This is a genomic window from Sulfitobacter aquimarinus (assembly GCF_040149565.1).
GTDB classification, from domain to species: Bacteria; Pseudomonadota; Alphaproteobacteria; order Rhodobacterales; family Rhodobacteraceae; genus Sulfitobacter; species Sulfitobacter aquimarinus.
Window position 1 is genome coordinate 1 of record NZ_JBEFLO010000014.1, and the last position, 13,231, is coordinate 13,231.

Below are 13,231 nucleotides of genomic sequence, written 5' to 3' on the forward strand. Positions count from 1 at the left end.
CACCCAACCAACAAAGCTGCACCCATCGGTCCCGATCAAATTGGCGATCGCGACGCCTTCACCTTTTTCTTGGTCCACTGTTTACTGACTTCCTGCACTTTGGCGCTGCAATCGCGGCATCGTGTTCCCAGGCCTCGCCTGCAAAGCATGACGCAATTGGTGGATGTTGGCTAACTGCTCTTCCTTGAGGCAGCTGATCTCACGAGGGGACATTCAAAACGGTACGCTCCAAAATTGCTTTGTTCTCAAATCTTGTGGTCGGGCTCGGTGGCGGCTTCGACGATCGCCAATACCTCGAAAGGGTCAAATCCAACGGCCCGGGACAATGCGATGAGCTCAACGACGTCAATTCGGCGCTCGCCGCTTTCGACACGGGCGACGAATGACTGGTGATGTCTGAGTTTGACCGCCAGCTCGTTCTGGCTGAGTCCTGCTTTATTCCGGGCATCGACCAACGCCTGGCACAGAGCCTCCTGACCTTTGCTTCTGATTGTTTTCGCCACGCGTCACATACCTTTTGTGACGTCGCTAGCGGATGAAATCTGTTATCTAAAAAGTAGATATTTGAGGGTGTTATCGGCGTCTGGTTTCCAGGGGATGCAAGTCTGTTGCATGGCCAGTGGCCCATCAATCCCCCACCAGTTCCAGAAACCGACCGTAGTCCCGACTCACTTCGCGGGCTTCTTCGAAGGCGCGCGCACGCTCCTGCTCGAGGCAGCGAAAGTAGTCCTGAATGTCCGTGATGTAGACCTCAAAGTCCCGTCGGATGATGTCGGCATAATCCCGGGCGGCTTGCGAATCGCTTGGTACGAAAGGCCGAACCGGGGCGAGACAGGATCCGGCTTGGCTTGCGACCGGACCGAGCATCAGCAAAGCCACAGCCTGCATCGTCACCCATCGGCTCAACCCCAGGTTTCTGAAAACCCTATTTTCCTTGATAGATGCCAATGCCCGTGCCTAGAGTTTGAGTAATCGAGATACAGCCGTATCTTCTGCAATATATCTTGCAGTTAATAATATACTATCGTAACTTCAGGCTTCAAGTAGGAATGCCCGGAGGTTGCGTGTTTTTGAAAGCGTGAGCCGGGCCATGAACTGGGACATCGAAGCACCAAATGTGGTTACGGAAGCACGTTTCCGCGAACTCGTGGAAAGCGGTTACAGCGCAGAAATCCTGTGCCAGGAGTCGGCACGCAAGAAGGGCCCGAGTTATTACGGGGTCTGGATCATGCGCGTCGTGTCTGACGATGGCGTTGAGAAGCTGCTGGTCACTGCCCGTACCCGGACGACCTATAACGACATCAAGATCCGGGAGTTTAAAACAATCACGGGCGTTGTGTCCTTCCTCATTGGCATCGGCTTCTCCCATGCGGATGTCCCGCTCGAGGAAGGCCAGCGAACGACGCACAAACTGGCTGCGGCCGACAAGGGCGGCAGCAAGTAGCCTTCTCCTTTTCTGGTTTCTCGCGGATCCAGCCATAGCCCAGATGGTACTGGTCATGGAGAGCGATGGCTCTCTGACTCCGTCCCGCTCCCAGGACAGCTTTGCCCGCAACTACAATGACGGTATCGGACAGGAGTCCGCTGCTGACGAGTTGGCGATCCTCGGTGAGACTGACGTTGAGCCAGACGAAATCCAGATGGCAGCCCTCTCGCGGCCCGCTCCCCTGCCCCGCGCCGATGTTCTGGCGGCCATCGAGGCCACCGCTCTTCGCTATGCCGGGCATCCTGCACTGCGCCGCGCAGATCTCTCAGTCCGTGACTGGCTGACCCTCTATCGCGCCAATATCGAGGTGGAGAGCGCTTACCGGCAGGATGCGGTCTCGAGCGCAGGAGCGATTGGCCTCGGGCAGTTGATGCCAGCGACGGCGCGGGACCTCGGTGTTGACCCGCGTGATCCCCTCCAAAACCTCGACGGGTCCGCCCGCTATCTTGCGATGATGATGGAGACGTTTGGTGATCCGCGTCTGGCGCTCGCGGCCTATAACTCAGGCCCGGATGCGGTCCGCCAGTACGGCGGCATTCCCCCCTACAGAGAAACCCAGAACCACGTGGCCCGTGTCATGGCCGTCGTGGGCCGATTGGAAGGATCAAATTCATGATGTCCCAACCTTTTTGGAAATCATTCCTCAAATCACTAATCGGCAATGTCACGAGAGCGCGAAGCGCGGCAGTGCATTGGCGATACCGCATTTCCCAAACCGGTTGGATTTCAAACCTGTTTGTCGCCTCGCTCGCGCTCTTCCTCCTCGTCGCAGAGCCGGCCCTCGCACAAAGCATTGATCTCTCCCCAATCCAGAGCCTGTTGCAGGGCATAGTCGATGCCCTGACCGGCCCACTTGGTGTTGTCATCGCGACGCTGGCCGTTCTCGGCGTTTTCTCGAGCTGGTTCTTCAACATCATCGATCTGCGCCAGGCGCTCTGGGTGCTTGTCGGCATTGCAGGTGTCGCCGCCGCCCCCACTATTGTTGCCGCGGTCTTTGCCGGTGGCTGAGCGCTCGCCCCTCTTTCTCGGCCTCGTGCGCCCGCCCAAGCTTCTGGGCCTGCCCATCATGTATGCGATGGTCTGGCTCTTCGGCTCGGTGCTGCTCTTCGTCTGGGTGCAGCACATGGCGTTGCTGGGCGTGGCCGCCCTGCTCTATCCTGTGCTTTGGAAGGCCGCAGATTGGGATCCGCGTTTCAACGATGTGATGATGACGGCACTGCAGGAGACACCGCCCACCCGGAACCGTTCCATCGATGGCGGGGACAGCTATGCGCCCTAGTACAGTCTTAGACGAAACGCTCGATCCCCGCACCATGACGCCGGATTGGTATGCGCGCGAAACCCGCCTTGCGCATATGCTTCCTTACGTCAGCCTAGTCGATGACCGCACCGTGCGAACCCGGGTGAACGAGCTCTTCCAATGCATCCGGCTCGACGGAGTCAACAGTTACACGACGGATGATGCCTATCTCGACAAGGTGACAGCGCTCTTTGCCAGAATCATCGCGCAGCTTGGGCCGGAGTTCAGCTACTACGTCCACAAGGTCTCGAAGGCGATCACGCCGGACCTTGAGCCCATACGCGAAGACGGTTTTGCCGGAGAAGTCGACCGGCTCTGGCGCACGAAACTCGAGACCAGCGGGTTGCGCGATAAAACCCTGACCCTCACCGTTATTCACCGCCCGCCCACAAAAAGCGTTCTGCCCTTCCTCAATCGTAGCGCGCCTGATCGGCTGAAGGAGGCCACCGAGAAGCGCCTGCGTCGTCTGGGCGAGGCCGTGAGCGTGTTCGTGTCAGGTTTGACCGAGCTGAACCCACGGGTGCTCACGGCCAAAAGTGGCGAGTTGATTGGCTTTCTGGGGGCCCTCAACACTGGTCAGGAGTTGCCGCTGTATCCGGCCAATACCTACGGCTTCCTGTCCGTCAACGTCGCCAATAACCGGGTGACGTTTCAGAGGGATCACTTTGAGCTCTCCGAAGGCGTCGTGGGACATCGCTACGGCAAGAGCTTCACCATCGGGGAATACTCGGAAGGAACCTCCTGCACCATGTTCGACATGCTGAACCTGCCGGTCGACATGATCGTCACGCATTCCTTCACGCCGATCAATTCGAACCTCATGGCGGGCCGCATCAGGCGGCAAAAGCGCCAGATGCAGGCCAGCCAGGACGCCGCCCTCTCGCTTATGGAAGCACTCGACATCGCCGCCGACGATCTGGAGGCCAAACGCCAGAGCTTTGGCGAGCACCACATGGTTGTGACAATCTTCTGTGACACGCTCGACGAACTACAGACTCTCAGCGCCGAGATCATCAACGCGGCAGCCGCCGAGGGCGTGAAGATGATCGGCGAACGGGTGGCAGCCAAGGCGCATTATTTGAGCCAGCATCCGGGCAACCAGCCCAAGCGCGTGCGCACCAGCGCGATCACCAACCGCAACTTCGCGGATTTCGCGGCGTTTCATCGAACGCAGCTTGGAAAGTCTGCTCAGAAAACCCCCTGGGGCAAAGTCATCACCTATCTGCCCACGCCCGAACAAAGCGCCTATCGGTTTTCCTATCACGAGCAAGGCAGTCCCGAGAAGGAACCGACCAGCGGGCATACGCTGATCATGGGACGACCCGGGTCGGGCAAATCGGTGCTCTCGGCCTTCCTCATGACACAGGCCCGTCGAGCAGGGGCGCGGATCTTCGTCTTCGATTACCGTCTCGGTATGGAGATGGCGGTCCGCGCCAATGGCGGGCGCTATGCGTCCTTGAAAGCTGGGCAACCCACCGGGCTCAATCCCCTGTGGACGGAAACCGATAGTCGCGGCACGGCATGGCTCTCGGACTGGCTCGCCACCCTGCTCTATCGTGCCGACAAGCCGCTCACGCCGGCGCAGACCAACCGCATCCAGGAAGTGGTGCGCCAGAACGCGCAGGCTTTGAGCCCCGCCCTGCGGAACTGGCGGGATTTCGCATCGCTGTTCGTTTCGACCGATGATGGCGGCGATCTGCACCAGCGCCTGCTCGAATGGACCGAAGAGGGTCGCTATGGCTGGATCTTCGGACAGACGCTGGAAGACACCTTCTCGCTGGAAGGCGATGTGGTGGGTTTCGATCTGACCGGCATTCTCGACAGCGAGGCCGAGAAGGAACGGATGGCCGTCCTCTCCTATCTCTTCCGCCGGGTCGAGCGCGAGATCGAGGATCGCCGCCCCACCATCATCGTGATCGACGAGGCCTGGAAGGCGCTCGACAATGCTTATTTCGCCGAACGGCTGTCGAACTGGCTGGTGACCGCGCGAAAGCAGAACACCGTCGCGGTGATGATGACGCAATACGCCAGTCAGCTTGAGCGCACCCGGACCGGCAAGACCATCGTCGAGGCGGTGCCGACGCAAATCCTGCTTCCAAACATCCGCGCCCATGCCGCCGATTACGCGATGCTGAACCTCTATGAGAAAGAACTCGACGTGCTTCTCAACACCGGTAGCGACAGCCGCCTTGCGCTGATCCGCGATGATCAAGGCTCGATCGTGGTCGATGCCGATCTCAGCGCCCTCGGGCCCAATCTCACCATCCTCGGCGGCATGGAAAAGGGCGAGGCGCTGGTCGGAGCCGATTACCGCGACCGCCCTGACTTCTGGAGACTCTCATGACACGCATTTTGTTTCTTTTTGCCGCGCTCGGCGTATTGGCCTCCTGCGCACAGTACCGCGAACCGCAAGCCAACTGCTTCACCTTCCTGGCCTCGACAGCCCCTGTCGCGCCGGATTGCAGCTTCACGCCCCTCGGCGCACCGGAGGGTGACGTTGAGGTCTAAGCTGCCCCTTATCCTCTCGCTTTGCCTGCTGCCCGGTCTCGCCCTGTCCCAAGGTGTGCCGACCAATGACAGCGGGCTGACAGTGCGCGATATCGTCGAGACCGGCGATCGCGAGGCAGACCTGGCCATTCAGGCCGACAAGCTTGCCGTGCATGAACTCATCGCCGAGATCGAACGCGAGCAATTGACCACCCTGCAGCGCATCCTAGATGCCCAGACAAGTTTTGGCGGTCAGGGCCTGCCGGCCATGGTCTCTGGGCTGGAGAGCGGCAGCGGGGATCCCGCTCGTTCCGTCGAGGCCATCTATGGCACGGGTGAGATCGATCCCAATTCCGGCGGCGCGCAGATGTTCGGCGACGCAGCAGAGAACATCGAGCAGCTCATCATCCGCGTGGCCCAGGAGACCAGCGGGTTTGCCGGTGTTGGCCGCGCGGGTCTCTCCCCGGTTCAATGGCGGGCTCTGCTGCAGGCCTTCATCTGGCAGGAAAGCCGGTTCACCATCGGCGCGCGCTCGCCCGTCGGGGCCTTCGGCCTTACCCAGATTATGCCGGGCACCGCCAGCGATCTCGGCATCAACCCGGAATACTATGACAGCCCCTACCTGCAGGTGCATGGCGGCGCGCGGTACCTGGCGGCCCAGCTCAACACCTTCGACGGCAATGTCATCAACGCGCTCGCGGCCTATAACGCGGGGCCCGGGCGCGTGTTCGAATATGGGGGCGTGCCGCCCTTCGCCGAGACCCAGCATTACGTGCAGGTCATCCCAGAACGCTACAATCTCTACCTAAGCCGCATCGGCGGGATCGAAGCGCTCGGCACGATCGACCCCGCTCTGCTGGCAAATGCCAACCTCTCGATCACCGGGCATGGCGCGGCATTCTATGGCAACAACTCACCCGCCGCGATAAGACAGGCCGCCTTACGCATTGCGGACATCGTCGAGCGGATTGCCACGACGGAAGACGTGCAGGAGAGCATCGCGCTCAACACCTATGCCCGCGCCGAGCTCGTGCGCCTCGTCGCAGCCCGCATCCGGCTTCGGGCCGCGCGCACCCGCGTCCTTTCCGCCGAAGAGATGGCCCAGGCCAGCGCCCGTGTGGCCGAAGGCGCGTTTATGGAATTCACGATCAGGGAGATAGACTGATGGGACATTTACTCATGAGAACGGCCTTGGCCACAACGCTTGGGATTGGCCTGCATCTTGGCACATTCACCCCTGCCCTGGCGCAAGGCGTGCCCGTCGTCGATACCTAAAACATCGCACAAAACATCCAGCAGCTCCGGCAGATGATCGAAGACGAGATACTGCAGAACGAGCAGCTGACGCAGCTCCGCGAACAGCTTGCCACACTCACGGACCAACTTGGCGAATTGCAACGCACTTATGAAGCGCTCACCCGACTTGCTGAATTGCCGGAAATCATCCGCACGGAGATGGAAGACGAGCTGAACGGCCTGCTCGACCAGGAGTTCGGCGACATCCTCGCCACGATTGAAGCCATCAAGACCGGTGACTTCTCCGGCCTCTCAGGTTCCGGTGCGGGCGAGATCGAAACTCAGATGGATAGGGTGCTGGCCGATCTCGGCTTTGACGATGACACGCTTTCGGAAATGGCCACCAGCGGCAATGCCGGGGCCAACCGCGTTGCAACACAAGCCACGACCGGCGCGCTGGTCTCGGCCGCGGCCCAGAACAGTTATGAAGATGCTGGCCAGTCACTCGAACGGGTCGACCGGCTGGTCGGGCTTATCGATGACATGGATGAACTGAAGGAAAGCGTCGATCTTAACACACGCGTCACGGCGGAACTGGCGATCGCGCTCGTGGCAATGTGGCAGCTCGAAGCGGTGCAGACCGTGGGTGACGGAACAGGTGGCGTGATTGATGCCGCCACCATCGCCGAGGAGCAGCGCTTCATGGACTTCACCCTGCCCGAGTTGCGCGCAGATTGATCCGAGGTGTGACGCGTGGCGAGTGAACAGGAAATCATCGAAGAAGAGCTGGTCTATGGTGCCCTGCGCCGCGAACGGCTCTGGCAGCGCCTTGGGCTCATCGGGCTCATCTTCGGCATTCTCGGATGCCTGAGCGCGGCGGCTGTCGCAATTCTCGATGTCGATCCGCCGCCCGTGGTTGTGCCCTATGATCCCGCCACCGGTTTTGCCATGCCCGAGGCTTCGGTGGGCGCGACGTCTGTCACATCCAACCAGGCGGTCATCGAGGCGGAGGTCTTCCGCTATGTGACCGACCGCGAGGTCTACAACCAACTCGACAACGATCTGCGCATCCGCAGCGTCTTGCGCCGCTCGGATGGTGCTGCCGAGAGCGGGTTGCGCCAGATCTGGAACAGCGCCAACGAGAACTACCCGCCGACGGTTTATGGTCCAAACGCCCGGCTCGATGTGGAAATCCTCAGCATCAATCGCATCGGCACCAACCGCGCCACGGTCCGCCTGCGCAAGCGCCTGACGTCAATCAATGGCGTTCAGACAGGCCTCTTCACCGCCACCCTTCTCTTCGAGTTCCGCCCCGAGACCCGACGCTCCATCGACGAGGTCTGGACCAACCCTTTCGGCTTTACCGTGCTCGAATATTCCATCCGCTCCGACAGATTGGAGAACTGACCTTGTTGTTCACAAGATCGCTTATTTTTGTCATTGCCCTGTTGCCCGGCCTTGCCTCCGCCGAAGCCATCCCGCGCAGCGGGCCCAGCGACAATCGGGTGCGGCTGGCCACCTACCAGGAAGGCCAGGTCTATCGGCTCAATGTCTCGCTGACCCATGTCACCACTGTCGAGTTCGGCGAGGGCGAGAGCATTCGCTCGATCATCGCTGGCGACACGGAAGGCTTCGAGATCGACGGCGTGCCGGGCGGGCAGGCCTTCGCGATCAAGCCCGTCGCGCGCGGTGTCCATACCAATGTGACCGTCTACACCAACCGTCGCAGCTATTATTTTAACGTCCAGGAGACCCGCAGCCCGACCTTTTACGTGGTCCAGTTCCGCTACCCCGAAGACAATGCACGGCCTACACGTGCCATCGCGGCCCAGGCCCCGAATTACAATTACGGGGCCAGCGCACGTACCGAGTTCACCCCGACCCGCGTCTGGGATGATGGGACCTTCACGTATTTCGAATTTCCGCGGAACGCGCCGGTGCCTGCGATCTTCCGCTACGCCAATGGCCGTGAGCGCACGGTCAACACGCAAACCACCGAGGAAGGCGTGATCCGGGTTTCAGGCGTGAACCGACAATGGGTGCTGCGGATCGGGAAGGAGGTGGTCTGCATCGAGGCCACACCACCTGCGGGGGTAGGCTCATGAGCGATACTGGAAACGCAGACCTCGAGAAACGCCTCGCTGCTCTAGAACAAGGCAAGGGCGCTGGTTCGCCCCCTGGCCCACGGCGCTCACCGCTGCTCGCTTTGGTCGTCGTCCTCGTGATCGGCGCGGGCGGTGCGTTGCTCTATTTCATATCCCAACCTGAGGAAGAGGAGGCCCTGCCTACAGCGACACCGGACGTATTCCAGAACGAGGGCGACGGGTTCGGCGCTATCGAAACCCTCCCCCCGCCGGAGCCCGAAGTCGTTCTGGTCGCATCAGAGCCGGTGGAACCGAATGCCGAGCTTTTGGCGCAGCTCGCCGCCCTTCAGGCTCAAATCGAGGAGTTGCGCAACGCGCCCGAACCGGTGGTCGAAGAAGATACCGCTGCCGCCGAAGCCATCGATGCGCTGTCAGCCCAGATCGCCGCCTTGCAAGCCGCGTCGGAAGCCGTGCAGCAGCAGTTTCGCGATGAGCTCACGGCGCGCGACCGCGAGCTGGAGCAACTCCGCATGGACCTCGAACTCGCGCAGCTTGAGGCCAACCGTCCCATTACCGCACCTATCGGACCTACAGAGGACGAGCTGCGCGCGCGGGATGAAGAACGGCTCCGCCGGGAGGAAGAGGCACGGCGGCTCGCGGAGCTTGAGCGCCGTGCTGCTGAGGAGCGCGCGTTTCAGGAGCGCCGCATCACCTCGCCCACCATCGCCTTTGGCGGCACGTCCGGAGCGAATGAGACGGCCTTGACCGAGCGCACCTTTGGTGAAGTGACGGATTTCGTGCTGAACGGCGCGCTGCCCACTTCTGTGACACAGGCAGAAGTCATCGCCAATCCCTCCAACACGATCATCCAGGGCACCATGATCCAGGCCGTCATGGAAACCGCTCTCGACAGCTCCCTGCCCGGCCAGACCCGGGCCGTCGTCTCCGAAGATGTCTACAGCTTCGACGGCTCTCGTCTCCTGATCCCGCGCGGCTCCCGCCTGATAGGGCGTTATCGCTCAGGCGTCGATATCGCGCAGCGCCGGGTCACCATCGCCTGGGATCGGATCATCCTGCCCGACAACCAGACGATCCAGATCAGCTCCTTCGGTGGCGATGAACTTGGCCGCTCTGGTGTAACCGGCTTTGTCGACACCCGGTTTGATGAGCGCTTCGGCTCAGCGGCGTTGATTTCGCTGATTTCCGCCGCGCCAAGTGCGGCCGCTGCAAATGTGCAGGATGAGACCGCAGCGGATGTGCTCGAAGACGTGGGCGATGATTTTGCCGATGCTACGGACAGCGTGATCGGCGATTACCTTTCGATCGGTCCCGTCATTTATGTCGACCAGGGCGTGCGCGTCACGGTGATGGTCGACCGCGATCTGGAGATCTTCTGAGCCCATGTCGCTGAGCTATCTCCAGACCTCGCTTGATCGGATCGAAGCCGCAGCACGCGACGATGTCATCGAGATCTGCATCAACCCTGACGGGATCTGCTGGGGAGAATTCCAGGGTGATCACTTCATGCGAAAGCTGGACCATGAGTTGACAGCAACAGAAGTGAAGGACCTCGGCAATCAGATCGCCTCTTCCGCCAACACGGCAATGAGCAAGGATCGCCCGATCGTTTCGGTCTCGATCACCTACAAGGGGCGACCGATCCGGGCGCAGGTGATCACACAACCCGCTGTGCTAACTGCCATGTCGATCAGTCTGCGGTTCTTCTCAAGCCTGCCGCTTGACGGGATTGCGCTGGATTTCCTTTTTGGCAAAGAACGCAAGCTCGAAGAACTCCGCCTCGAGAAAACCCGGGAATTGCGCGAGGTCGTGGCGTCTGGCGTCATCGACGATGCGCTGGCCTTCTGCGTAGACAACAAGCTCAACATGATCGTCTCGGGCGGTACTTCCACCGGCAAGACTGTCGCCGCGCGGAAGATCCTCTCTCATGTGCCATCCGAGGAACGCATCGTCACCATCGAGGAAGCCGCCGAACTTCTACCGACCCAGCCAAATGCCGTGATCCTCATCGCCAACCGGGATGCGGAATTCCAGACTGCTGATGTGCTGCTCACTGCCACGCTGCGCATGCGCCCCGACCGGATCATCCTCGGCGAGGTGCGCGGCAAGGAGGCGATGACTTTCCTCGAAGCGATCAATACTGGCCATGGCGGGTCCATGACCACCCTTCATGCAGAAACCCCGCAATTGGCCGTTCAGCGTCTGGCCATCGCCGCGCTCAAGACCGAGATCCCGATGACCTATGCCGACATGATCCAGTATATTGAGAATTCCATCGACGTGATCATCCAGGCCGGTCGCCATGACGGCAAACGCGGCATCACCGAATTCTACCTCCCTGGCGCACCCGCAATTGGAGCTTCCCCATGAAGACCTTTGAATACGATATCCTGTTTTTCCAGGTGAAAAAGCAAAAGGACTACGACGTGATGCGAAGCGCCTTGAATGAGCGCGGCGCGGACGGGTGGGAAGTCATCACAGCTGAAGCCGGTGACTACGGCTATACCACATTCTTGAAGCGCGAGACCGCTGATACGAAGGCGGCATCAGCATGATGCGAGCCGTTGCAATCGGAAGCCTGCTCGTCGTTCTCAGCGAAACCGCTGGCGTCGCTGAACGGAACCTGATCCCAACCCTCGAAAACCAGCCGGATGTCTGCCCTAATCAACCTCCAGAGCCAGAGTGGATGCAAAACATAGATGTGCGCAAGTCCCACAAACGGCTCCTGATCCAACAGATTTATCGGGCACAGAGCATGCAACGCATCGTTGAGGCCCAAAGCTGCGAATGTCCCACGCGGTATCCGTCTTGGGAAGCCGCTGGAAACTGGTAGGGTTCCATGAGCGTCGTCACCTACTTCGTAGAAACGGCCGAAGGCTATCTCAATACCGCAGCTGAGACGCAATTCGGTGCTGTCGCCGCTACAGTCGGAACGATGCTGGTACTCGGCACCACGCTCGTTGTCATTCTGGTTTTCATTAACACGATCTACCAGTATCGCGCCATGGACGGGCGCACGACCTTCTGGCTCGCTGTGAAGATCGGACTGATAGGCGCATTTGCAACCAACTGGGTACAATTCAACATCCTTGCTGCGGCGATCCTGAACGGGATCGACAGCATTGCCGGATCGCTCGTGGCCTCTGTTGGCGGCGGGTCACCCGGCCCATCCGGCACCTTTGCAGAAGAGTTTGATGACCTGATCGCAGCACTCGGGGACTATCTGAATGCCGCGGGGTCTGAACTGAACTGAATGGCCGGCGCCCTGTTGGACACCCTTGGGGTTTTGCTGCTCTCGATCCTAGGTGGCTTGGCGGCGTTCATCGTCGTTGCGTCCAGGCTCATGATCGCTCTGCTGATCGGCATTGCACCGATCATGATCTTCCTGACCCTCTTTGAAGTGACCAAGGATTATTTCGCGCGCTGGCTTTCGGCGCTGATTTCCTTTGCGATGTACCCCATCGTCGTTGCTGGTGTGTTTGCAACGATTACGGGTGTTTCTCGTGCGCTTCTTGCTGAGCTGGGCGACCCGGAAGGTGCCTCCAACATCGGCGCGCTAATTCCGTTCTTCATGATGGTGCTGATGGCAAAGGGCTTCATCCTGGCAACGCCCTTCCTGGTTCGGGCGATTTCTGGACACATCATGATGCCAGCACTCTCAGCCGGCTTTGGAGGCAGCTATGCCTTTGCACGAGGGCTTGCCGGCAGCCAACAGGTCTACAACAGGTACGCCATCGGAGGCGCCACTGGCGCCGAATACGCAGCCCTGCGCGCGCGACAATTCTTTGGTGTGCAAGCGTTGCCAAGCCGACCCAATACTGCGGGTGGACCAACCGCAGCTCCTTCCGGCGACGCGACCGGCACAGGAGCCCGAATGCTGGCGCAGCTTTCAAGGCTGGGTCGTCTAGGAAGACGGTGAACGACCCCGACCGACCATTCACCGATCGGTCAATAGGCGTCGACCGCAGCTCTTCTTCAAATACTCAATTTTTGATTACCGACTGCTACGCATGCAGGCTACCTACCCCTAGAGCCTACAATCCAGGATTGCGTAATTTCACTTTTTCCGTTACTGTAAATTACGATTTACGGAGGAACTCGTTTTGACTGACAGCAAAAAAATTAAACAGCCAGCTATTGAAGAGATCGTTCTTGCAAGTGGCTTGCACCAGCAAGGCTTCGCATCAATTGAAGTGAAAATTGCTGACCCCACCATTGAGGAAATTGTTCTAGCAAGCGGTTTACATCAGCAAGCGCACCCGCAAATCGTAAAGAACCCTTCGATTGAAGAAATCGTCCTGGCCAGTGGCCTGCACCAACAGCACCACGACCCCGTTGCCGCCACCAACCCTACCATTGAGGAAGTTGTTCTGGCGAGTGGCCTGCACCAGCAAGCCAAAGGCCCCGAGGTCATCGCCAACCAGACCATAGAAGAGATCGTTTTGGCGAGCGGCCTGCACCAGCAGCATCGGGACCCGGTTGCGGCGCGCGTCAAGAACCCAACCATTGAAGAGATTGTCGTGGCCAGTGGCTTGCATCAACAGTCTCACGCCAGCCGAGTCCGGATCACCAATCCTGTGATCAAGAAAATAACTATGAAGGAAGAAAAATAGAACTAGT

16 protein-coding genes and 1 pseudogene are annotated in these 13,231 nt (G+C 59.8%); 15 read left to right on the top strand and 2 right to left on the bottom strand.

The window, feature by feature from the left end:
* Nucleotides 1-245: 245 nt before the first annotated feature.
* Both ABMC88_RS17270 and ABMC88_RS17275 read right to left on the bottom strand, forming a co-directional pair.
* Nucleotides 246-503, bottom strand: a complete 258-nt coding sequence (locus tag ABMC88_RS17270) for a helix-turn-helix domain-containing protein (RefSeq protein WP_349578130.1) — start codon at nucleotides 501-503, stop codon at nucleotides 246-248.
* Between the two features lie 124 nt (nucleotides 504-627).
* A complete protein-coding gene (locus ABMC88_RS17275) occupies nucleotides 628-888 on the bottom strand; it encodes a hypothetical protein (protein WP_349578185.1) in 261 nt (86 codons plus the stop codon).
* A gap of 202 nt (nucleotides 889-1,090) precedes the next feature.
* Here ABMC88_RS17275 and ABMC88_RS17280 point away from each other — a divergent pair, with 202 nt between their 5' ends.
* The 15 genes and pseudogenes from ABMC88_RS17280 (at nucleotide 1,091) to ABMC88_RS17350 (ending at nucleotide 13,224) form a co-directional block, all read left to right on the top strand.
* The gene (locus tag ABMC88_RS17280; RefSeq protein ID WP_349578131.1) at nucleotides 1,091-1,444 is read left to right on the top strand and encodes a hypothetical protein; all 354 of its coding nucleotides are present in this window, start codon (nucleotides 1,091-1,093) and stop codon (nucleotides 1,442-1,444) included.
* A 43-nt stretch (nucleotides 1,445-1,487) separates the two neighbouring features.
* On the top strand, nucleotides 1,488-2,102 hold the full coding sequence (locus ABMC88_RS17285) for a lytic transglycosylase domain-containing protein (RefSeq protein WP_349578132.1): 615 nt from the start codon (nucleotides 1,488-1,490) through the stop codon (nucleotides 2,100-2,102).
* Between the two features lie 107 nt (nucleotides 2,103-2,209).
* Nucleotides 2,210-2,494: a TrbC/VirB2 family protein gene (locus ABMC88_RS17290; protein WP_349578186.1), complete on the top strand. Its 285-nt coding sequence runs from the start codon at nucleotides 2,210-2,212 to the stop codon at nucleotides 2,492-2,494.
* A complete protein-coding gene (locus tag ABMC88_RS17295; RefSeq protein ID WP_349578133.1) occupies nucleotides 2,487-2,765 on the top strand; it encodes a VirB3 family type IV secretion system protein in 279 nt (92 codons plus the stop codon). The genes ABMC88_RS17290 and ABMC88_RS17295 overlap by 8 nt, the downstream gene beginning before the upstream one ends.
* Nucleotides 2,755-5,130, top strand: coding sequence for a VirB4 family type IV secretion/conjugal transfer ATPase (locus ABMC88_RS17300; protein ID WP_349578134.1), 2,376 nt, complete (start codon nucleotides 2,755-2,757; stop codon nucleotides 5,128-5,130). The genes ABMC88_RS17295 and ABMC88_RS17300 overlap by 11 nt, the downstream gene beginning before the upstream one ends.
* On the top strand, nucleotides 5,127-5,294 hold the full coding sequence (locus ABMC88_RS17305) for a hypothetical protein (protein ID WP_349578135.1): 168 nt from the start codon (nucleotides 5,127-5,129) through the stop codon (nucleotides 5,292-5,294). Before ABMC88_RS17300 ends, ABMC88_RS17305 begins: the two co-directional genes overlap by 4 nt.
* Nucleotides 5,284-6,438: a lytic transglycosylase domain-containing protein gene (locus ABMC88_RS17310; RefSeq protein ID WP_349578136.1), complete on the top strand. Its 1,155-nt coding sequence runs from the start codon at nucleotides 5,284-5,286 to the stop codon at nucleotides 6,436-6,438. The genes ABMC88_RS17305 and ABMC88_RS17310 overlap by 11 nt, the downstream gene beginning before the upstream one ends.
* 113 nt (nucleotides 6,439-6,551) lie before the next feature.
* On the top strand, nucleotides 6,552-7,247 hold the full coding sequence (locus tag ABMC88_RS17315; RefSeq protein ID WP_349578187.1) for a type IV secretion system protein: 696 nt from the start codon (nucleotides 6,552-6,554) through the stop codon (nucleotides 7,245-7,247).
* Between the two features lie 15 nt (nucleotides 7,248-7,262).
* Nucleotides 7,263-7,916 carry a VirB8 family type IV secretion system protein gene (locus tag ABMC88_RS17320; RefSeq protein ID WP_349578137.1) on the top strand — a complete coding sequence of 218 codons (654 nt, stop codon included), beginning with the start codon at nucleotides 7,263-7,265 and terminating at the stop codon, nucleotides 7,914-7,916.
* Between the two features lie 2 nt (nucleotides 7,917-7,918).
* Nucleotides 7,919-8,614, top strand: coding sequence for a TrbG/VirB9 family P-type conjugative transfer protein (locus tag ABMC88_RS17325; protein ID WP_349578138.1), 696 nt, complete (start codon nucleotides 7,919-7,921; stop codon nucleotides 8,612-8,614).
* Nucleotides 8,611-9,990, top strand: a complete 1,380-nt coding sequence (locus ABMC88_RS17330; protein ID WP_349578139.1) for a TraB/TrbI/VirB10 family type IV secretion system protein — start codon at nucleotides 8,611-8,613, stop codon at nucleotides 9,988-9,990. Before ABMC88_RS17325 ends, ABMC88_RS17330 begins: the two co-directional genes overlap by 4 nt.
* A gap of 4 nt (nucleotides 9,991-9,994) precedes the next feature.
* The gene (locus tag ABMC88_RS17335; protein ID WP_349578140.1) at nucleotides 9,995-10,981 is read left to right on the top strand and encodes an ATPase, T2SS/T4P/T4SS family; all 987 of its coding nucleotides are present in this window, start codon (nucleotides 9,995-9,997) and stop codon (nucleotides 10,979-10,981) included.
* Entirely contained in the window at nucleotides 10,978-11,166 is a 189-nt protein-coding gene (locus ABMC88_RS17340; protein ID WP_349578141.1) for a hypothetical protein, read from the top strand. Before ABMC88_RS17335 ends, ABMC88_RS17340 begins: the two co-directional genes overlap by 4 nt.
* A 284-nt stretch (nucleotides 11,167-11,450) precedes the next feature.
* Nucleotides 11,451-12,530 (top strand): annotated as a pseudogene (locus ABMC88_RS17345) (TrbL/VirB6 family protein).
* A 184-nt stretch (nucleotides 12,531-12,714) separates the two neighbouring features.
* Complete coding sequence (locus ABMC88_RS17350; protein ID WP_349578142.1) at nucleotides 12,715-13,224, top strand: hypothetical protein; 510 nt, start codon at nucleotides 12,715-12,717, stop codon at nucleotides 13,222-13,224.
* Nucleotides 13,225-13,231: the final 7 nt, after the last annotated feature.

What these genes read in the sequence shown, in the direction of transcription:
- ABMC88_RS17275 (WP_349578185.1), bottom strand. Translation starts at nt 888, where the DNA reads ATGCAGGCTGTGGCTTTGCTGATGCTCGGTCCGGTCGCAAGCCAAGCC.
- ABMC88_RS17280 (WP_349578131.1), top strand. Translation starts at nt 1,091, where the DNA reads ATGAACTGGGACATCGAAGCACCAAATGTGGTTACGGAAGCACGTTTC.
- ABMC88_RS17285 (WP_349578132.1), top strand. Translation starts at nt 1,488, where the DNA reads ATGGTACTGGTCATGGAGAGCGATGGCTCTCTGACTCCGTCCCGCTCC.
- ABMC88_RS17300 (WP_349578134.1), top strand. Translation starts at nt 2,755, where the DNA reads ATGCGCCCTAGTACAGTCTTAGACGAAACGCTCGATCCCCGCACCATG.
- ABMC88_RS17305 (WP_349578135.1), top strand. Translation starts at nt 5,127, where the DNA reads ATGACACGCATTTTGTTTCTTTTTGCCGCGCTCGGCGTATTGGCCTCC.
- ABMC88_RS17330 (WP_349578139.1), top strand. Translation starts at nt 8,611, where the DNA reads ATGAGCGATACTGGAAACGCAGACCTCGAGAAACGCCTCGCTGCTCTA.
- ABMC88_RS17335 (WP_349578140.1), top strand. Translation starts at nt 9,995, where the DNA reads ATGTCGCTGAGCTATCTCCAGACCTCGCTTGATCGGATCGAAGCCGCA.
- ABMC88_RS17340 (WP_349578141.1), top strand. Translation starts at nt 10,978, where the DNA reads ATGAAGACCTTTGAATACGATATCCTGTTTTTCCAGGTGAAAAAGCAA.